The sequence below is a fragment of the Robiginitalea aestuariiviva genome (assembly GCF_029537735.1).
GTDB classification, from domain to species: domain Bacteria; phylum Bacteroidota; class Bacteroidia; order Flavobacteriales; family Flavobacteriaceae; genus Robiginitalea; species Robiginitalea aestuariiviva.
The window spans coordinates 657,703-675,648 of sequence record NZ_JARPUQ010000001.1 but is presented as its reverse complement, the minus strand read 5'-3'; the positions used below and the strand labels follow the sequence as shown (position 1 = coordinate 675,648).

13 protein-coding genes are annotated in these 17,946 nt (G+C 56.0%); 6 read left to right on the top strand and 7 right to left on the bottom strand.

Annotation, left to right across the window (positions count from 1 at the left end; genetic code table 11):
* Positions 1 to 11: 11 nt before the first annotated feature.
* Together OZ410_RS03015 and OZ410_RS03010 are read right to left on the bottom strand one after the other, a co-directional pair.
* Complete coding sequence (locus OZ410_RS03015; RefSeq protein ID WP_277706434.1) at positions 12 to 1,601, bottom strand: N-acyl-D-amino-acid deacylase family protein; 1,590 nt, start codon at positions 1,599 to 1,601, stop codon at positions 12 to 14.
* A 45-nt stretch (positions 1,602 to 1,646) separates the two neighbouring features.
* Complete coding sequence (locus tag OZ410_RS03010; RefSeq protein WP_277706433.1) at positions 1,647 to 1,829, bottom strand: CDGSH iron-sulfur domain-containing protein; 183 nt, start codon at positions 1,827 to 1,829, stop codon at positions 1,647 to 1,649.
* 185 nt (positions 1,830 to 2,014) lie between these two features.
* Between OZ410_RS03010 and OZ410_RS03005 the strand changes: the two genes are divergently transcribed.
* Both OZ410_RS03005 and OZ410_RS03000 read left to right on the top strand, forming a co-directional pair.
* Positions 2,015 to 2,533, top strand: a complete 519-nt coding sequence (locus OZ410_RS03005) for a PepSY domain-containing protein (protein ID WP_277706432.1) — start codon at positions 2,015 to 2,017, stop codon at positions 2,531 to 2,533.
* 69 nt (positions 2,534 to 2,602) lie between these two features.
* Positions 2,603 to 4,993, top strand: coding sequence for a penicillin acylase family protein (locus OZ410_RS03000; protein ID WP_277706431.1), 2,391 nt, complete (start codon positions 2,603 to 2,605; stop codon positions 4,991 to 4,993).
* 30 nt (positions 4,994 to 5,023) lie between these two features.
* On the opposite strand, the gene OZ410_RS02995 is transcribed toward OZ410_RS03000, so the two are convergent.
* From OZ410_RS02995 to OZ410_RS02985, 3 genes are all read right to left on the bottom strand, one after another.
* Positions 5,024 to 6,178, bottom strand: coding sequence for an efflux RND transporter periplasmic adaptor subunit (locus OZ410_RS02995; protein WP_277706430.1), 1,155 nt, complete (start codon positions 6,176 to 6,178; stop codon positions 5,024 to 5,026).
* A gap of 5 nt (positions 6,179 to 6,183) precedes the next feature.
* Positions 6,184 to 10,518, bottom strand: coding sequence for a CusA/CzcA family heavy metal efflux RND transporter (locus OZ410_RS02990; protein ID WP_277706429.1), 4,335 nt, complete (start codon positions 10,516 to 10,518; stop codon positions 6,184 to 6,186).
* 86 nt (positions 10,519 to 10,604) lie between these two features.
* Positions 10,605 to 11,006: a hypothetical protein gene (locus OZ410_RS02985; protein WP_277706428.1), complete on the bottom strand. Its 402-nt coding sequence runs from the start codon at positions 11,004 to 11,006 to the stop codon at positions 10,605 to 10,607.
* 134 nt (positions 11,007 to 11,140) lie between these two features.
* On the opposite strand from OZ410_RS02985, the gene OZ410_RS02980 reads away from it, so the two are divergent.
* Together OZ410_RS02980 and OZ410_RS02975 are read left to right on the top strand one after the other, a co-directional pair.
* Entirely contained in the window at positions 11,141 to 12,742 is a 1,602-nt protein-coding gene (locus tag OZ410_RS02980; protein ID WP_277706427.1) for a zinc-binding metallopeptidase family protein, read from the top strand.
* Positions 12,743 to 12,873: 131 nt separating this feature from the next.
* Positions 12,874 to 14,535, top strand: a complete 1,662-nt coding sequence (locus tag OZ410_RS02975) for an alkaline phosphatase family protein (RefSeq protein ID WP_277706426.1) — start codon at positions 12,874 to 12,876, stop codon at positions 14,533 to 14,535.
* A gap of 6 nt (positions 14,536 to 14,541) precedes the next feature.
* On the opposite strand, the gene OZ410_RS02970 is transcribed toward OZ410_RS02975, so the two are convergent.
* On the bottom strand, positions 14,542 to 15,600 hold the full coding sequence (locus OZ410_RS02970) for a hypothetical protein (protein ID WP_277706425.1): 1,059 nt from the start codon (positions 15,598 to 15,600) through the stop codon (positions 14,542 to 14,544).
* 89 nt (positions 15,601 to 15,689) lie between these two features.
* Here OZ410_RS02970 and OZ410_RS02965 point away from each other — a divergent pair, with 89 nt between their 5' ends.
* Positions 15,690 to 16,385, top strand: coding sequence for a hypothetical protein (locus tag OZ410_RS02965; protein WP_277706424.1), 696 nt, complete (start codon positions 15,690 to 15,692; stop codon positions 16,383 to 16,385).
* On the opposite strand, the gene OZ410_RS02960 is transcribed toward OZ410_RS02965, so the two are convergent.
* Positions 16,382 to 16,888, bottom strand: coding sequence for a GNAT family N-acetyltransferase (locus OZ410_RS02960; RefSeq protein WP_277706423.1), 507 nt, complete (start codon positions 16,886 to 16,888; stop codon positions 16,382 to 16,384). The genes OZ410_RS02965 and OZ410_RS02960 overlap by 4 nt on opposite strands.
* Before the next feature lie 115 nt (positions 16,889 to 17,003).
* Here OZ410_RS02960 and OZ410_RS02955 point away from each other — a divergent pair, with 115 nt between their 5' ends.
* On the top strand, positions 17,004 to 17,939 hold the full coding sequence (locus OZ410_RS02955) for a 3-keto-disaccharide hydrolase (protein ID WP_277706422.1): 936 nt from the start codon (positions 17,004 to 17,006) through the stop codon (positions 17,937 to 17,939).
* Positions 17,940 to 17,946 lie beyond the last annotated feature (7 nt).

The following is a 17,946-nucleotide window of genomic DNA, read 5'->3' as shown; positions in this document are numbered from 1 at the left end:
TGGGTAATGGTTTAGGGTTTTGTTTTGCGAAGCACCCTGCCGTTTTTGGCAGGGACCAGTTCGCCTTCATCTACCGCCAGATGCCCATTGACGATCACATAGGGAATGCCGTCCGGGTATTGATGCGGTTTTTCAAAGGTGGCGCGGTCCGCGACCGTTTCGGGATCAAAGACTGTGACGTCTGCCTTCATGCCTACCCGGAGGTATCCCCGGTCTGAAAGCCCCATAGTGTGCGCGGGTAACCCCGTCATTTTATAAAGGGCAGTTTCCAGGGGCAAGCGTTTTTCCTCCCGGACGTATTTGCCCAACACCCTTGGGAAGGTGCCATACCAGCGCGGGTGCGGGTGCCCTTCCCCCGGGTTAACCAGCCGGCCGTCCGAGGCAATCATGGTATACGGGTGTTGCATGATTTGCTGTACATCCCCTTCGTCCATGGCAAAAAAGACGCAGGAAGCCCCGCCCCTTTTCTGGGCATCCAGCACCAGGTCTGCCCCGTTTTCCAGGGTGGGCTCCAGGCCCTGTTGCTCGCACCAGTACTTCAGGGTTTTTCCCTCCAGTTCCGGCATCCATGAAACCCGCGCAAACTGGATCCGGGCCAGGTCGTCCCCGCCCCGGTCGTTCAGGATGTTGAATACTACCCCGGCATGGATGCTATCCCTAAGTATGGGGTCCGCCAGGCGCTGCAGGAAGGCCTCCTGCCCCCCGGCCCGCGCCCAGGCCGGGATCAGCACGGAAATCCCCGTGTAACTGGCATTGTAGGGATACTGGTCAATGCGCACATCCAGGCCTTTGGCCCGGGCGCTGTCTACCATGGCCAGGGTTTCCCGGCTTTTGCCCCACATGGGTTTACCAATGACTTTATGGTGGGTAAGCACTACGGTAATATCGGCCTGTTCAGAAATGGTGATTGCCTCCTGCACCGAAGCAAAGATCTCCAGGCCCTCCTCCCGCAGGTGGGAGGTGTAAATTCCCCCTGCTTCTGAAGCCACGCGGGAAAGCGCCACCACCTCCTCGGTTTCCGAAAAGCTGCCGGGCAAATACTTCAGGCCGGTGGAGATGCCCCAGGCGCCTTCCTCCATGGCCAGAGCCACCTGGGCTTTCATCTGTTCCAGTTCCTCCGGGGTTGGCGCCCGGTTGTCCAGGCCCATCACATTACGCCGTACGGTATTATGGCCAATCAGGTAACCCACATTCATGCCTACCCCTAAGTTGGAAAGGCTATCCAGATAGGCGTCAAAGGGCCATGGGCTGCTGCCATCCGGCCCGCCCAGGCTGGTGGTAACCCCCTGCCGCAAGTGGCTTTCGCAATCCGAATGGGTCATAACAGGGTCCAGGTGGGTATGCAGGTCAATAAACCCTGGGGAGACGGCCATGCCCCCCACTTCGAGTACCCGTTGGGCCTGTGCATCCCCAAGGTCCCCGATGGCTGCGATGGAATCGCCCCGGATCCCGATATCGGCTATCTGTGGCGGCCCACCGCTACCGTCGTAAACCATACCTCCTTTCAGCAGGAGGTCGTAGTTTCCGGTAGAATTACAGCCTGTACCAGCAAGCAAAAGCATGCCCATACAGGCCATTAAAGAAGTCGGGAGCCTTTTCATTGTATTGGTGTTAGGAGGTTGGTTGCAGGATGGAAAACAACGGGTTTAACCGTTGTGGGAACCGTCGCAAAACGGGGCGTCTCCCGTCTTGCCGCAATTGCAAAGGGAGAAGCGGTTGCGGGTGGGGATTTCATTGCCCTCGGCATCCAGAAGTTGGATATCTTTGGCGTTTAAAACAGTTACTTTTCCGGTTTTGGAAATTTGAATGGTCGGTTTTGTGTTATCCATAGGTATGAGGTTAGCGGTTGGGTTGTTTGCAGCCGGCCCTTTTCCGCAAAGGAGTTTGCACTTTGGGTTGGGCATCTTTTTCCGGGATCGGATTAAACCAAAACCCTGAAGCCGACTCTAAGGAGTCCATTTCTGCAGACCGACCGGTTCAGGTAAAAATAAGAAACATAAATTCGATTCCCCTTATGGCACGTAAAAATCCGCTTCTTTCCGACCAATTCCGAATGTTCCACCGCTACCTGGGCTTTTTCCTGGCGGGTATTATGGCGGTCTACGCCATTAGCGGCATTGTTCTCACCTTCCGGAATACGGACTACATGAAAAGTGAAGTGGAGGTAGCCCGCAACCTGGAGCCCGGCCTGGATGACGAAGCCCTGGGGGCCGCCCTGCGCAGACGGGCCTTTAAGGCGGATCGTGTGGAGGGGGACCTGGTCTACTTTAGCGGAGGGCAGTACAACCGCGCTACCGGGGCGGCGGTGTATACCGAGAAGCGCCTGCCCATAGTCCTCGAAAAAATGAACAACCTGCACAAGATGCACTCCGGCAACCCCCTGTTCTGGCTGGGGATCTTTTTTGGCCTGGCCCTCTTGTTCTTTTCGGTTTCGGCCTTTTTTATGTTCCGCATCAGTGCACCCGTATACAAGAAGGGGCTTTATTTCGCGGTGGCCGGGTTCCTGCTCACCGTACTCCTATTGCTCGTATAGGTAACTGGCTTCCCTTAACCGGCTTAGGCACTTGGGTCCAATTGATTACCTTTAGGGGAAACCCAGCCTATGAACCGATCCTTTCTGGCAACCCTCGGGTGTTGCCTGGCTATTGCCGCCTGCCGCCAACAGGCTGTACCTGAAACTGAATTCCAGGTGCCCGGCCTCTCCGAAGCTGTTGAAGTCTACCGCGACCCCTATGGCATTAATCATATTTATGCCCTGAATGAACGCGATCTGTTCTTCGCCCAGGGGTATCTGGCAGCCAGGGACAGGCTATTCCAGTTTGAAATATGGCGACGCCAGGCCACCGGGACGGTGGCAGAAATGCTGGGCGAACGCGAATTGAAGCGAGATATCGGCACCCGGCTATTTAAGTACAGGGGCGACCTGGAGGCAGACCTTAACCAGTACCACGAGCGGGGATCGGAAATTGTTCGCGCCTACACCGATGGGGTGAACGCCTATATTTCGGAAGCCCGGGAAAATCCGGAAAACCTGCCCATCGAATTCAAAGCCCTGGGGATCCTGCCGGAATTGTGGACCCCCGAGGTAGTCATATCCCGGCATCAGGGACTGCTGGGCAATAGTGAGGAAGAACTGGCCATCGGAAGGGCCGTGGCGGCCATCGGGGCAGATTCGGTGAAGGCCCTGCTCTGGTTCCACCCCAGGGAACCTGACCTCACCTTGCATGACAACATCGGTTTGCAGGGTCTTTCCCAGGATATTCTGGGGCTGTACAATGCCTACCGGAAACCGGTGGCCTTCCTGCCCGAAGACCTGCTGCCGGCGTACCGCAACCAGGCCGAAGCCATGCGCTTTCCTGTATCGGATAAACACTTGCCGGACAGCCTGGGCATTGGGAGCAACAACTGGGTAGTACGAGGAGAAAAAATGGCCAACGGGAAGCCCCTGATGGCCAACGACCCCCACCGGAGTATACGGGTGCCTTCCCTGCGGTATATGGTGCACCTTTCCGCCCCGGGATGGAACGTCATTGGCGGGGGAGAACCGGAAATCCCGGGCGTATCCATCGGCCATAACGAATACGGGGCCTGGGGACTCACCGTCTTTGAGACCGATGGGGAGGACCTGCTGGTTTACGAAACCGATCCGGACCATCCCTATCGCTACCGCTATCAGGGAGCATGGGAAGAGATGCAGGTGATCCGGGAAGACATTCCCGTTAAAGGTAAAGCGGACGTATCGGTAGAGCTTCGTTATACCCGGCACGGGCCGGTACTCTACCAGGATACGGTTCAAAACCGGGCATATGCCATGCGTTGTGCCTGGATGGAACCGGGCGGGGCCCCCTACCTGGCATCGCTGCGGATGGATCAGGCCGAAAATTGGGAAATGTTCCGCGATGCCTGTGCCTATAGCAATATTCCCGGGGAGAATATGATCTGGGCCGGGACGGATGGTGATATTGGCTGGCAGGCCGTGGGGATTGCCCCGGTGCGCAAGGGGTTTTCCGGCCTGGTACCGGTTCCCGGCGACGGTCGTTTTGAGTGGGAGGGCTACCTGCCGATCAAGGAGAAACCTTCTGCCCTGAATCCGGACCGCGGCTATATTGAAACGGCCAACCAGCACGTAACCCCGGAAACCTATGACCGGTGGGATGCCATTGGCTTTTCCTGGTCGGATTCCTACAGGGGCCAACGCATTGAAGAAGTGCTTGGCAGCCCAAATCCCTTTACCCGATCCGAGATGGAGGCATTGCAAAACGACTATTTTTCCATCCCGGCCCGTACCCTGGTACCCTATCTGGAAGGGTTGGAACTTTCCCAACGGGCGGATAGCCTGCGGGGGCTGCTTTCGGGTTGGGATTTTCAACTGCGTCCGGGTTCTCTGTCAGCGGGGATCTACGTGGCCTGGGAAAATGAAATCAAGCGCCTGGCCCACGAGCAATTTGTTCCGGCAAGGGCCAAGGACTATATCCAGAGCCTGCAACTGGAACGCATCCTGCAGTGGATAACGGCGCCAAATCCCCATTTTGGAAGCGAAACGGCCCGCGACGCCTTCCTGGCTTCATCCTTTGAAGGGGCCATGGCCTGGCTGTCCGGTCGGCTGGGCCCGAACCCCGAAAACTGGGCCTATGGGCAGGCAGCATACAAGCATATTACCATTGAGCACCCGCTTAGCAAGGTTATGGTGGACCCAAAGGGCGAAAGCCTGGACTTTGGGCCGGTACCCCGGGGCGGGAATGGATACACAGTAGGGTCTACCGGCAACAACCTCAACCAAAGCAGCGGGGCTACCTTCCGCATCATTGTCCCGGTAGGGGAGTGGGACGGTGCGGTGGCGGTCAACAGCCCCGGGCAATCCGGTAATCCCCAGAGCCCGTACTACGGGAACCTGTTCGAGACCTGGGCTGCAGATGCCTATTTCCCTTTGTATTACAGCCGGGACTCTATTATAGCCCATGCCGCTTCCCGACAGGTGCTGATGCCGCGTTAAGCAAGGGGCGCAAGCCTCCTACTGAAACCCTTACTCCGGGGAAACCAGGTTAAAGGCCCCTTGTGTTAGCACCTGGCTGTTTTCGTCCAGGCCGGAACCGGGCTTCAGGGCGGTATACCCCTGGGCAGTGGTTTCCACGCTTACCGCAACCTGCCTGAACCCATAGCCGTCTTCCGAGGCATTCTCCATGACCAACAGGTAGTGCTTGCCCCCGGAAGCCACCACTGCGGACTCTGGCAGGGCCAGTAAGGGCTTCCCATCTGCTTCTCCGAGTTCAATCCGCGCCTTTACAAACATTCCTACCAGAAAGGAATCCTGGTCCTCGTCCATCAAATGGGCGTGTACTTTTACCGTGCGGTTCTCATCCAGGGAGGTCCCGATCAGGTGGACTTCGGCATCATAAAGGTTTTCGGAGCGCTCCGGTAAGTTAAATTGTATGCGCTGCCCGATTTTTACCTGGTCTACGTCCTTTTCGAAGACCAGGAGCTCCAGGTGGAGGTGCTCCCGGTTAACGATTTCCATAATCTCTGAGGCCGGGGAAACATAGGATCCTTTCCGTACCATTACCTTGGTGATGTGCCCTTCAATGGGGGCATATACCGGGCTGTTCGAGGTGAGCTCCCCGGCCTCTGTGGCTTTTCGGGAAATGTGGAGCAGGTCCAGTTGTTTCCCCAGGCTGTTGGCGCGGGCCAGGGCCGTCCGGTACTGGCTTTCGGCCTGCAGGAAAAGTTTTTCAGAACTGATTTGTTCTTCAAAAAGGGTTTTCTGTCGCTTGTATTCGGCTTCCAGGTAAGGGAGTTGTTCCACATTTTCGAGATATTCCTGCTGCAGCTGTAAAAACTCCGGGCTTTCCAGGGTCACCAGGCGTTGCCCACGGGATACCCGGTCTCCGACCAGTAGGGAAATATCGCGCACAAACCCGCCCCGGACGGCGCTGATAGCCGCCCGGTTTTCCGGAGGCACATCTACCATCCCGCTTACCAACAACACCTCGGGGAAAGCCCGCAAGGTGGGCTGCCCCAACTCCATTTGGTTGGTTTCGAACTGGGCTTTGCTGACATGGATCAGCCCATCGGCTGCAGCAGCGGCACTTTCCGCGCCGGAATCCCCTGAGCCTTTACAGGCCTGAAGGACTAGGGCCAGGCCCATAAGGGCCGGCATATAGAAGGTTGAAATGGATTTCATAGGGATCAAAATGAAAGATAATTTATGTTCAATACGGTTTCGTTGTAGCGTTCCAACTGGTCCAGGTAGGAAAGCCGGATTTCATAGCTGTTTTCCAGGCTCTGTATGTATTGGAAAAAATCGATTTCGCCATTGCGGAAACCCTGTTCGGCAGCTTTCAGGATGGCTTCGGAAAGGGCCTTGCCTTCGGTTTCGTAATAGGACATGGCCTCATTTTGTTGCCGCAGTTGCGTTTGCAGCTGCTCCAACCGGGATTGCAATTGTATGCCCTGGTCTTTGTTTTGCTGAATTTGCGCCTGTTCCGCCTTCTTGGCCATCCGGATACGGGAGGCCTGCCCATTAAAGAACAAGGGGATCGAGACCCCCAGGCTATAGCCTTCCAGGTTGCCGCTTACCACGCTGTTGCTACCCTGGAAATATTCCAGACTCAGGTCGGGCAACAGCAGGTGTTCCTGGGTTTGCCGGGCAAAACGTTGGGCCAGTAAACGGTTGGTGAGCAGTTGCACTTCCGGCAGGCTGCCGAGCTCGGGGGCGGAGGCCATCAGTCTTATGGGCTCCGGGTCTGCCAGCACCAATGGGTTTTCGGCCTGGACCAGGCCGGTTATTTCCCGATGCAGGGCTTCGGCCCGCGTATTTGCTGCTTGTAATTGCAAACGCGTCTGGCGTTGTCGGGAACGCGCCGTTACCTTTTCCAGGTAATTGGTGGCTCCCAGCTCGAACCTTCGGTCTGCCGCCGCCGCAAAGCCCAGGTACAGGCTATCCAGTTTTTCATAGATCCGGGCTTTTTGCCGGGCTACCAGAAAGCGGTTATACAACAGGCTAAGCTGGTGGCCCAGCGTCCTTTTGGCCATTTCGTATTCACTGCGGGCGGCCTGTGCCTGGTAATGCCCTGCCTTAAAACGTTTGGCATAGACCGTAGGGAAAGCAAAGCCCTGACGCAGGCCGAAAACTTCCAGGGGCTGGCCATTGGCCAGGTTGTTCTGGTCATAGCCATAGAAAACCTCGGTTTTGCCAAAATCCAGGGCAGTCCCTTTCCCGGCCTCGGCAGCTTCCCATCGGATCCGGGAGGCTTCCACCCCTGCGTTCCGGACTTCGGCCAGGTGCAGCAGGCTGTCCAAGCCAACAGGCTGTTGCTGGCCGAGGGCCGGGACAAATACCCCGAACAGGGTCAGCACGGTGAGCGTTTTCCGGAATGGCTTGCCCACCCATACTTTGGGCCCGTGCTCCCTGGAGAGGAGGGAATACAGGACCGGCAAGACAATCAGGGTAAGTAGGGTGGCGCTCACCAACCCCCCGATGACCACGGTGGCCAGGGGGCGTTGCACTTCGGCCCCGGCATTGGTAGAAACGGCCATGGGCAGGAAGCCCAATGCCGCTGCAGAGGCGGTGAGCAATACGGCCCGAAGCCGGTCCAGCGCCCCCTGACGGATAAGGAGTTCGATGTCCTCATTCTTATCGTGACGCAGTTCCTTGAAGTGTTCGATCAGTACAATGCCATTGAGGACTGCAATCCCGAAAAGGGCAATAAAGCCCACCCCGGCCGAGATGCTGAAGGGCATATCCCGGACCCAAAGTAGCAACACCCCACCCACAGCGGCCAGGGGAATGGCCGAGAAGATAACCAGTGCCTCTTTCAGGGAATTAAAGGCGAAATACAGCATCAGGAAGATCAATATTAAGGCTATGGGTACGGCTATTTTCAGTCGGGCCTTGGCACTTTGCAGGTTTTCGAATTGCCCCCCATAAGTGATGCTGTACCCCGTGGGCAGGATCAGGTTTTCTGCAACCAGTGCCTGGACATCGTCCACCACAGATTGCAGGTCCCTGTCCCGGACATTGATGCCAACCACCAGCCGCCTGCGCGTATTGTCGCGGGAGATTTTGGCAGCTCCTTCCTGGTAGCTGATCCGGGCTACTTCCCCCAGGGGGACCTTCCCACCGCCCGGGAGGTCTACATACAACTCCTGTATCTCCTCCAGGTTGTTGCGTTGGGCGGGGTCCAAACGTACCACCAGGTCAAACATGCGCTCGCCCTCAAAGACGTTGCCCACGGTCTGGCCGGCATAGGCCAGGGAAAGCATGCGGTTGAGGTCCTGGATGTTGAGCCCGTACCGGGCAATTTTGGTGCGGTCGTATGCAATGTTGAGTTGGGGCAGGCCTTCAATTTTTTCCACCGAAATGTCTGCCGCTCCCGGCACCTGCGCGGCCAGGCCCCGGATCTGTTCGCCCAGACGCGCCAGCACGCTCAGGTCCTCCCCGAAGACCTTAATGGCGATATCTGCCCGTACCCCGGTAATGAGCTCGTTGAACCGCATTTCGATGGGTTGGGTGAATTCCACCTCCATGCCCGGGATCACGGACAGGGCCTCCTTGAATTGGTTGGCCAGGCCGTCCTTGCTGTCTGCGCTTACCCATTCTGACGGCGGTTTCAGGGTAATGATCACATCGCTCTCCTCCATACTCATAGGGTCCGTGGGGACTTCTGCAGCCCCTATGCGGGTAACCACCTGGTCTACCTCCGGGAACTGTTCCATCAGGATCTTTTCGATCTTGGTGGTAGTCTCAATAGTTTTACTGAGGCTGGTTCCGGTTTTCAGTACAGGTTGGATAACGAAATCCCCTTCATCCAGCGTGGGTACAAATTCGGCCCCCATCCGCGCAAAGAGGAACCCGGCTACCAACAGGGAGCCCGCGGCCAGGCCAATCACGGTTTTTTTGTGGGTGAGCGCCCAATCCAGGCTGGGGCTGTACAGGTCGGTAAGCCAGGGCACCAGGCGTTGGGAGATATTGCGTTTGCGGTTTTCCCGGGAGGGCTTGAGCACCAGGGAAGCCATAACCGGCACATAGGTGAAACACATTAACATGGCCCCGATCAGGGCAAAACTGAAAGTAAGCGCCATGGGCCTGAACATCTTGCCTTCCACCCCGCTTAAGGCCAGGATGGGGATAAAGACAATCAGGATGATCAGCTGCCCGAACACAGCGGAATTCATAAGCTTGGACGCCCCTTTCAGGGTAATTTCGTCTTGTAATGCCCTTCGGTCTGCACGTTGGAGGGATTCCAGTTCTGCGGCCCGGCCAGTGATCCGGAAGGCGATAAACTCCACAATGATGACCGCCCCGTCAATGATAATCCCAAAATCGATGGCCCCCAGGCTCATCAGGTTGGCATCCACCCCGAATACATACATCATGGAAAGGGCGAAGAGCAATGACAAGGGAATAACTGAGGCCACTACTAGCCCGGAACGCAGGTTCCCCAAGAGCAGTACCACCACGAAAATCACGATCAGGCACCCCAGGATCAGGTTTTCTTCTACCGTGGCCGTGGTGCGGGCAATCAGTTCACTCCGGTCCAAAAAGGCATTGATGGAAATCCCTTCCGGCAAGGTCCCGGCAATGGCATCTACCCGGGCCTTGACGGCTTCGATCACCTGCTTGGAATTGGCCCCCTTGAGCATCATGACCTGCCCAAGTACCTTTTCTCCTTCCCCGTTTCCGGTTATGGCGCCAAAGCGGGTGGCATTTCCAAAACCAACGGTAGCCACGTCCCGAATGTAAACGGGAGACCCGTTTACGGTCTTTACTACTGTGTTTTTAAGGTCTTCCAGGGATGTGGCCAACCCTTCCCCCCGGATAAAGTAGGCCTGGCTGATTTTTTCAATGTACCCTCCGCCTGAAACACTGTTATTGCGTTCCACGGCGCCCAGCAGGTCGCCCATGGTAATGTCCATGGCTTTGAGCCGGTCGGTCTTTACGGCAATCTCATATTGCTTGAGGTAGCCGCCCCAGGTGTTGACTTCCACCACCCCGGGAATGCCGGAGAGTTGACGGCGGACCACCCAGTCCTGAATGGTCCTCAGGTCCATGGCGCTGTACTGATCCTTGTATTTGGGGTCTACATCCAGTACATACTGGTATATTTCCCCAAGGCCCGTAGTTATCGGTCCCATTTGCGGGCTGCCAAAGCCTTCCGGGATTCGTTCGGAGGCCACTTTGATTTTTTCGGCAATCAATTGGCGGGGCAGGTAGGTGCCCATGTCGTCTTCAAAGACGATGGTGACCACCGATATCCCGAACTTGGAAATGGATCGGATTTCTTCGACCCCGGGCAGGTTGGCCATTTCCAGTTCAATGGGGTAGGTGATAAACCGCTCCATATCCTGGGTAGACAGGTTGCGTGACGTGGTGATGACCTGTACCTGGTTATTGGTGACGTCGGGCACGGCCCCAATAGGGATGTTCCCCAGTGAATACAGGCCAAACCCCACCAGGACCAGGGTAAAAAGCAGGACGATGAGTTTGTTTCTGAGACTGAAACGAATGATACGATGAAGCATAGGTAGCAGACAAGTGTAATAATAAGCAAGCCGTTGAAACCCGGAGGTCCCTGCGGAAATGAGAAAAGAAGTAGTTCAAGGAGGAATTACGCCTGTCTGGGGGGCTGGAATATACCGGTTTGATACCCCGCGGAGCCGGTTAGCAGGTAATAGAAGTTCCTGAGGGATTCGGTGTCCGGATCTTCCTGGGGCGTGAGCACAAAGCCGGGGTTTTTCATGAGAAAGACAGGGCATGCTCCGGCGTGCAGCGCATGTTGAAAGGGTAACTGGTCGTGCTGTTCCTGTTCTTCCTGATGTTTCTGGCTGTGGTCGGCTTTCTGGTCTCCGTAATGTTTGGAAACAAACGTCAGGAAGTTATCGCCGAACGTTTCTTTATGATAACGTGCATGCTCCAGCAAATCGTCCAGCTGTGCCAGATCCGGCAGGCTCCAGTGCAGGCCCTGCAGGAGCATTACGGTCGATAATAGGAAGGACCAGAGGCGTATCATAAGGTTATAAAGATACATAAAAGGTCCTAACCGGGACCCCTCCTTGTAGGATCAATCCTGCAAATAGCTTCTGAGGTAGATGGAGATCGCAGGCCATTTTGTAAATTAAGGCCGTTCAACCCAAACCCAACCTTATGAAAACGCTATCCTTCCGCCTTCTGGCAAGCCTGTTTTTGGCCGGCCTATTCGGGATGGTACTCCCGGTACAGGCACAGCATTCCAAATCCTATATCCGGAAACAAAAGGCCCTGGCACTTGAAAAAGTGGCGCAGCGGCACAAACAGACCCAGGTCATGGTAGACAAGGTGTTCAGCTTTGCCGAACTCGGCTTTCACGAAAAGGAATCTTCGGCCTACCTGACCGGTATCCTGGAGGATGCCGGCTTTACCATATTGCGTGGCATTTCGGGTATTCCCACAGCATGGATGGCCACCTGGTCTCAGGGGGACGGCCCGGTCATAGCACTTGGCAGTGACGTGGATTGCATCCCCAAGGCGTCCCAGTACCCTGGCGTGGCCTATCACAAGCCTATCGTGGAGGGGGCGCCCGGCCATGGGGAAGGGCATAATTCCGGTTTGCCCCTGCTGATTACGGCAGCCCTGAGCGTGCAGGAGATTATGAAAGCTGAAAACCTTGAGGGCAAACTGGTGTTGTGGCCGGGGATTGCCGAGGAATTGCTGGGCTCAAAGGCCTGGTTTGTCAGGGACGGATATTTTGACGGGATCGACCTTTGCATCTTTACCCACGTAAGCAGTAATCTGGCCGTTTCCTATGGTCAGGCCCGGGGTACCGGGCTTATTTCGGTGGAATACGCTTTTGAAGGGGAAGCGGCCCATTCGGCCGGTGCCCCCTGGCGGGGCCGAAGCGCCCTTGATGCAGCCGAACTGATGAATGTGGGCTGGAACTACAAACGGGAGCACCTGCACCCCCTGAAGCGTTCGCATTCCATCTTTACGGATGCCGGGGACCAGCCCAACGTGGTTCCTTCCAAGGCGTCTATCTGGTTTTACCTGCGGGATGTTACCTATGAAGGCATCATGGACATGTATGAAGACGCCAACCACATTGCCCAGGGCGCGGCCCTGATGACCGACACCCAAATGCATTCTCGCGTACTTGGCGCAGCCTGGCCGCGGCACTTCAATAAGGTAATTGCCGAAACCATGTTTGCCAACATACAGACGGTGGGCCTGCCGGAGTGGTCCGAGGCAGACCAGGAGCTCGCCCGCGCCGTGCAGCGGGAAGTCAATTCCCGCGATACCACGGGCCTGGCCACCGAACTTGCCAAGCTGGGGCTCCCGGTTACCGAGCCTGTTAGCGGAGGTTCAGACGATATTGGGGATGTGTCCTGGACCGTCCCCACCGTTACCCTGCGTTTCCCTTCCAACATCCCGGGCCTGCAGGGACACCACTGGTCCAATGCCATTGCCATGGCCACCCCTATTGCACACAAGGGAGCCACGGCAGGCGCTAAAGTAGTAGCGACCACCATGCTGGATTTCCTGATGAAACCAGAGCTTGTGGCCCAGGCGAAAGACTATTTTGAAAACGTGCAGCAAAAAGAGACTCAATACCGGCCCATGATCTCCGAAAACGACCCGCCGCCCATTGAGCTCAACACCCGGATTATGGATACGTTCCGGCCGCAGCTGGAGCCCTTTTATTTTGACGAAACCAAATACGACAGCTACCTGGAGCAGTTGGGGGTGGAATACCCTACGGTGAAATCGGAGTAGGCTGCCCTCCCGCATGCCTATGACAAAGGTCATGCCCAACTGGCCCGATATTTGTACCTTGTGGATTGGCAACTGTTCTTTCCTCAAGTTCCTTTTTGGGACCACGGGAGGGGATGGATATACGAATGGGAATGCGAAGATTACTGCTATTTTGGCTCCTGCTCGGGGGTCTGCTTTCCGCCCAGGAGCCCCCGCGGCTGGTGGTGGGGATTGTCATTGACCAGATGCGGTACGACTACCTGAACCGCTATGCGGACCATTACGGGGAAGGGGGCTTTAAACGCTTGTTGCGCGAAGGGTATAACTTCAGGAACAACCAATACGATTATACCCCTACGGTAACCGCCCCTGGCCATGCTTCCATTTATACGGGCACCACGCCTGCCGTGCACGGAATTATCGGAAATACCTGGTATGACCGGCAGCAGCGCAGGATGGTAAGTAACGTGGAGGATTCCACCGCACGGTTGGTGGGTTCCGTAGTTGAAAACCCCTATGGCCTTTCTTCCGCCCAACTGCTGAGCCCTACCCTGGCCGATGCCCTGGAGGCCGCTACAGGGTCTCGCGGGCGTACCATCAGCCTTTCCCTGAAAGACCGCGGAGCTATTCAGCCCGGGGGGCAGGCGCCGGATGCCGTGTATTGGTACGATTGGGAGACCAGCCCGGGGTATTTTGTCAGCAGCAGCCGTTACATGAAATCCCTCCCAGCCTGGGTTAGTCGCTTTAATACCCTGGGTAAGAGTGACGCCTATCTGGATGCCGGGTGGGAACCTATGAAACCCCTGACCGCTTATACCGAAAGCCAGCCGGACGACAGCCCGTATGAAACGGCCATTGGGGGGAAGCAAACCCCCACCTTTCCATACGATTTTGGAGCCATTAAGGAGGCGTACCTGAACAGACCGGGGTATTATCAGTTTCTGATGGGTATCCCTGCCGGGAATACACTTTTGCGGGAATTTGCAGAGGAGGCCATTATGGCCGAACGCCTGGGGAAAGACAAGGTTACGGACCTGATCTGCATCAGCTTTAGCGTCCCGGATGTAGCCGGGCATACCTATGGGACGGAAAGTGTGGAATTTGAAGACATTTACCTGCGCCTGGACCGGGAGTTGGCCGCTTTACTCAATACCCTGGACCAAAAGGTCGGGGTGGGGCGGTACCTGCTCTTTCTGACCTCTGACCATGGGGCTTTGCCCCCGGTTTCTTTCCTTCACGACCAGGGAGAGCCGGCAGGCCTGGCCCAGGCAGCCAAATACCGGCAGGACCTGCAGTTTTACCTGGCCCGGAAATACACGGCCCAGGACTGGATCCTGCATTTTGGGGAAGACCAGGTCTACCTGAACCACGAAATAATGGCCGAAAAAGGGATACCACTGGAGGTGTTCCAGCAGGATGTAGCGGACTTCCTGAGCCAGCAGCCGTACGTAGAGCTCGCTTTAACGGCGACCGAACTCCAGCGGGATTCGGTTTGGGAGGGGCTGGCGGCCAAGATGCGGGCGGGCTTTTTACCGGGCAGATCGGGGGATGTGTTGCTGGCCTATGCCCCGGGGGTGCAGGCCACCCTGGACTACCGCCTGCGCCTGGAAACTGTAAAGGGCAGCGTGCACGGTTCTGGGCATGACTACGACAGCCACGTGCCCCTGATTTGGTTTGGGGCTGGTATCCCCCATGGCGAAAGCGACCGGGAAGTACACCCCAGGGACATTGCCCCTACGGTGGCACGTATCCTGAGGATTCCACCCCCGGCGGACCATACCGGCAGGGTTTTGATGGAAATTGTGAAGGAATAGGTCGGTTTAGTTATCCCTGGCCACAGCCAGAATTTGCTCCCGGAAAAGGGAGCTGTCTTCCAGAATCTCAAAAAAAGCTTTCAGAAATTCCCGGCATTCCTGGTGCTGTTTTTTGCCGTTAAAGTGCCCGGCATGGGCATCCAACTCCCCAAGCATCCGGTCCTTTTTGGCCAGGTAATCCTGACGTACCTGGTCGTAAACCTCAGGGTTACGGCGAAAGCCGCGATAGAGCCGCTGGGTCACTTTTTCGATGTCTAGTTTTTCATTCTGGATTTCCGAGACCACAGCATAACTCGTATTCACAAATCCGGACATGTCGAAGTCGTAGGGTACCGGAATGGCCTTGCGCCCGTCTACGAAAACGAGTTTTTCGTTGTGCTGGTAAGCTACCGAGAAGTCCGTATTGGCAATCATAAACTGGAAGAAATCGTTCTGGACGGAACAGATGTTGTCCTGCTGCAGGGGATGCACGCTGCGCTTGAGTTTATGCCCCCCTACCCGTTCAGCCACCCGGTCTATATCCTCAATCATAAAACCCTGCAGGTGGTAAACCCGGTCTTTGTTTCTCCGGGCATCTGCATATTCCATTTGGAAGGGCCGGGTTTTAAAATGAAAAGGGGTGACGTGCTCGTACATGCGGTAGGCGATGTATTCCTTAAGCACATAGTCCGCCCCCCGTTCCGATTCGAAACAGGGCAACACCAGTTTGAGTTCTTTATTCCCTTCAAACAGGGTGCCTTTGGTGTCCTTTTTTTTCAGGCGGAGCTTTATGGGGGCCAGGAAGCAGTTTTCGCGGCGGAAGTTGCCCCGGGCGCGGACGCGTACCGGGAGGGAATCCCATTGCTCCCCATCCTGCCGGAAAAGCAGCATGCTGTTGAGATAGGTGGAGTCGTTGGTTTCGGTGAGGAGTTCACGCTGGCTGAAACGCAGTTTCAGTTCAAGGGGCGTGCGTTCAAGGAACAGGGCCGTAGTTTCCCCGGCCACGGGTTGCGGCACGGCCTGGGCAAAAATGCTTTGCAGGCCAAACAGTATCCATGCGAGGATGGTATAACTGTTAAAATTCACTATATTAGTTAGGTAGATTGCGTACTGAAGATACTAAATTTTAGGCTATTAACGTATACCTTTCCATAATAAACCTGCGCACCCTCTGGGTGCTGCTCCTCTCCATGCTGATCACCTTCCTGACGGTGTTTTACGAGGTGGAGTTCGATATTGACCTCACCCTGCTGAGTATTGCCATTGTATTTCCCCTGGTGTTTTCTATCCGGGGTTCCTTCCGGCGTCGGGAAAAGGCCCTGCAGCACTTCAGCCAGTTCCGCAGCGCCCTGAAGACCCTGGATTATTACATTACCAGCAACAGGGTGCTCTCGGCCACACAGAAGGGCGAAATGGAGGCTATGTTATCGACCATCAGCGACCGTACCATTGCCCATCTGGGGAACAACCACCAGTCTACCCGCGAGGTGGACAACAGCATCAATGCCATCAAGAATTATTTGCTGGATTTGGGGGCCGCGGCCCCGGAAAAACTCAAGGATCGGATCTATAAGTACCTGAACGACCTGCACGAGGGCTTTGAAAACCTGAACGCCATCAACATCCACCGCACCCCGGTTTCCCTCAAGGCCTATTGCCTGCTTTTTATTTACATCTTTCCTTTAATCTACGCCCCAACGATTGTCTACAACACCCATGTGGCCCTGGGGGCGTTTATCGTCTATTTTATCGTGTTGCTCACCCAGTTTATCCTGATCACCCTCTACAACATTCAGGATCAGTTGGAATACCCCTTCGACGACGACGGCCTGGACGACATCAAACTCGAGAATTTTCGGATTGACCGTTAGGTGCCTGCTGTTTCTAGGTCCAGCACCATCAGGTAATCGTCCATAATAAAGCCTTCGCCAATATCCTTTATGGTGGCTGCTTCCTGGTAAAATCCCATTCTTTTATAGGCGTTAATGGAGTCCGAATTGTCCTTGTTGACGGTTAAGGTGATGCGTTTGCAGTGCTGCAGGCGGGCCTGCTCCCGGATATAAGCCATGGATGCTTTTCCCAGGCCTTTGCCGCGGTACTCCCGGGCCACGTAAATCTTGCTCAGGAACAGGTCGTCGCCCTGTTTTTCGAAGGCGAAATAGCCGGCCGGGCTATGGCCTGAATAGATCAGGTAATACGCCATGCCTTCGCTAATCTGCCGGGCTATGGCCGCTTCGGACTGGAAGGTGCGAAGCATATAGTCTACTTGCGGTTTCCCGATAATGGGGATGTAGTGCTCCCGCCAGATCCGGTCGGCCAGGCTGGCCAGGGTTTTGCAATCATCCGGGGTGGTGGCGGGTTTTAAATCGGTCATGGACCCGGGTAGTTGGTTCGCCACCCAAGGTAGCAAATCTGTCCGGGATGTGGAACGGACCCAACACTTGGAATTATCCCTACCTTTAGGAGGGAAAACCCTAAACCAAACCAAGATGAAACCAATCGCTATTTGGGGATGTATGGCCCTTTTTGCTATGTGCAGCAGCCAGGCACTCCTGGCGCAGGAAAATGAACTCACCGGACGCTGGGATCTGGAGGTGGAATACGATGGCCGCTGGGCCCCGGCCTGGCTGGAAGTAGAGGCTTCGGGGAACAAGGCCCTGGTGGGCCGCTTTGTGAGCCTCGCGGGCAGCGCCCGCCCGATTGCGGAGGTCCATCAGAAAGACGGGCTGTTTTCATTTTCCATCCCACCCCAGTGGATAGGCTCCCAGTACATGCACCTGACCGGGACGGTAAACCAGGACGCCATGGAAGGCCATATTCTGGACCATATGGGCCATCCCCGTGCCTTTCGGGGGGTGCGTGCCCCGAAGCTGTTATATCCGGCACCTGAAGAATGGACCAAGCCCCGCCCGCTGATTGCCAAAGGATCCCTGGAGGGATGGACCACCACTCCGGGCAGCGGGCCCAATCAATGGGTAGTGGAAAACGGCGTACTCAAAAGCCCGGCTTCAGGCGCCAACCTGATGACCACGGAGGCGTTTATGGATTTTAAACTCCATGTGGAATTCCGTTACCCTGAACATTCCAATTCCGGGATTTACCTGCGAGGCCGCTATGAGGTACAGGTAGAGGACAGCTATGGCAAGGAGCCCAATTCGCATTTCCTTGGCGGGGTTTACGGCTTCCTTACCCCGAATGAAAATGCAGCAGCCAAACCCGGGGAGTGGCAATCCTACGACATTACCCTGGTGGGGCGTCGCATCACCGTAGTGGCCAACGGCAAGACCATTATCCACAACCAGATTATCCCCGGGATCACTGGGGGTGCCCTGGACAGTCGAGAAGGGGAGCCTGGCCCCATTTACCTGCAGGGGGATCACGGCCCGGTGGAATACCGGAATATGACCATTTCGGTCCCGAAATAACCGGTTA

What these genes read in the sequence shown, in the direction of transcription:
- OZ410_RS03010 (WP_277706433.1), bottom strand. Translation starts at nt 1,829, where the DNA reads ATGGATAACACAAAACCGACCATTCAAATTTCCAAAACCGGAAAAGTA.
- OZ410_RS02990 (WP_277706429.1), bottom strand. Translation starts at nt 10,518, where the DNA reads ATGCTTCATCGTATCATTCGTTTCAGTCTCAGAAACAAACTCATCGTC.
- OZ410_RS03015 (WP_277706434.1), bottom strand. Translation starts at nt 1,601, where the DNA reads ATGAAAAGGCTCCCGACTTCTTTAATGGCCTGTATGGGCATGCTTTTG.
- OZ410_RS02955 (WP_277706422.1), top strand. Translation starts at nt 17,004, where the DNA reads ATGAAACCAATCGCTATTTGGGGATGTATGGCCCTTTTTGCTATGTGC.
- OZ410_RS03005 (WP_277706432.1), top strand. Translation starts at nt 2,015, where the DNA reads ATGGCACGTAAAAATCCGCTTCTTTCCGACCAATTCCGAATGTTCCAC.
- OZ410_RS02960 (WP_277706423.1), bottom strand. Translation starts at nt 16,888, where the DNA reads ATGACCGATTTAAAACCCGCCACCACCCCGGATGATTGCAAAACCCTG.
- OZ410_RS02980 (WP_277706427.1), top strand. Translation starts at nt 11,141, where the DNA reads ATGAAAACGCTATCCTTCCGCCTTCTGGCAAGCCTGTTTTTGGCCGGC.
- OZ410_RS02975 (WP_277706426.1), top strand. Translation starts at nt 12,874, where the DNA reads ATGCGAAGATTACTGCTATTTTGGCTCCTGCTCGGGGGTCTGCTTTCC.
- OZ410_RS02985 (WP_277706428.1), bottom strand. Translation starts at nt 11,006, where the DNA reads ATGATACGCCTCTGGTCCTTCCTATTATCGACCGTAATGCTCCTGCAG.
- OZ410_RS02995 (WP_277706430.1), bottom strand. Translation starts at nt 6,178, where the DNA reads ATGAAATCCATTTCAACCTTCTATATGCCGGCCCTTATGGGCCTGGCC.
- OZ410_RS03000 (WP_277706431.1), top strand. Translation starts at nt 2,603, where the DNA reads ATGAACCGATCCTTTCTGGCAACCCTCGGGTGTTGCCTGGCTATTGCC.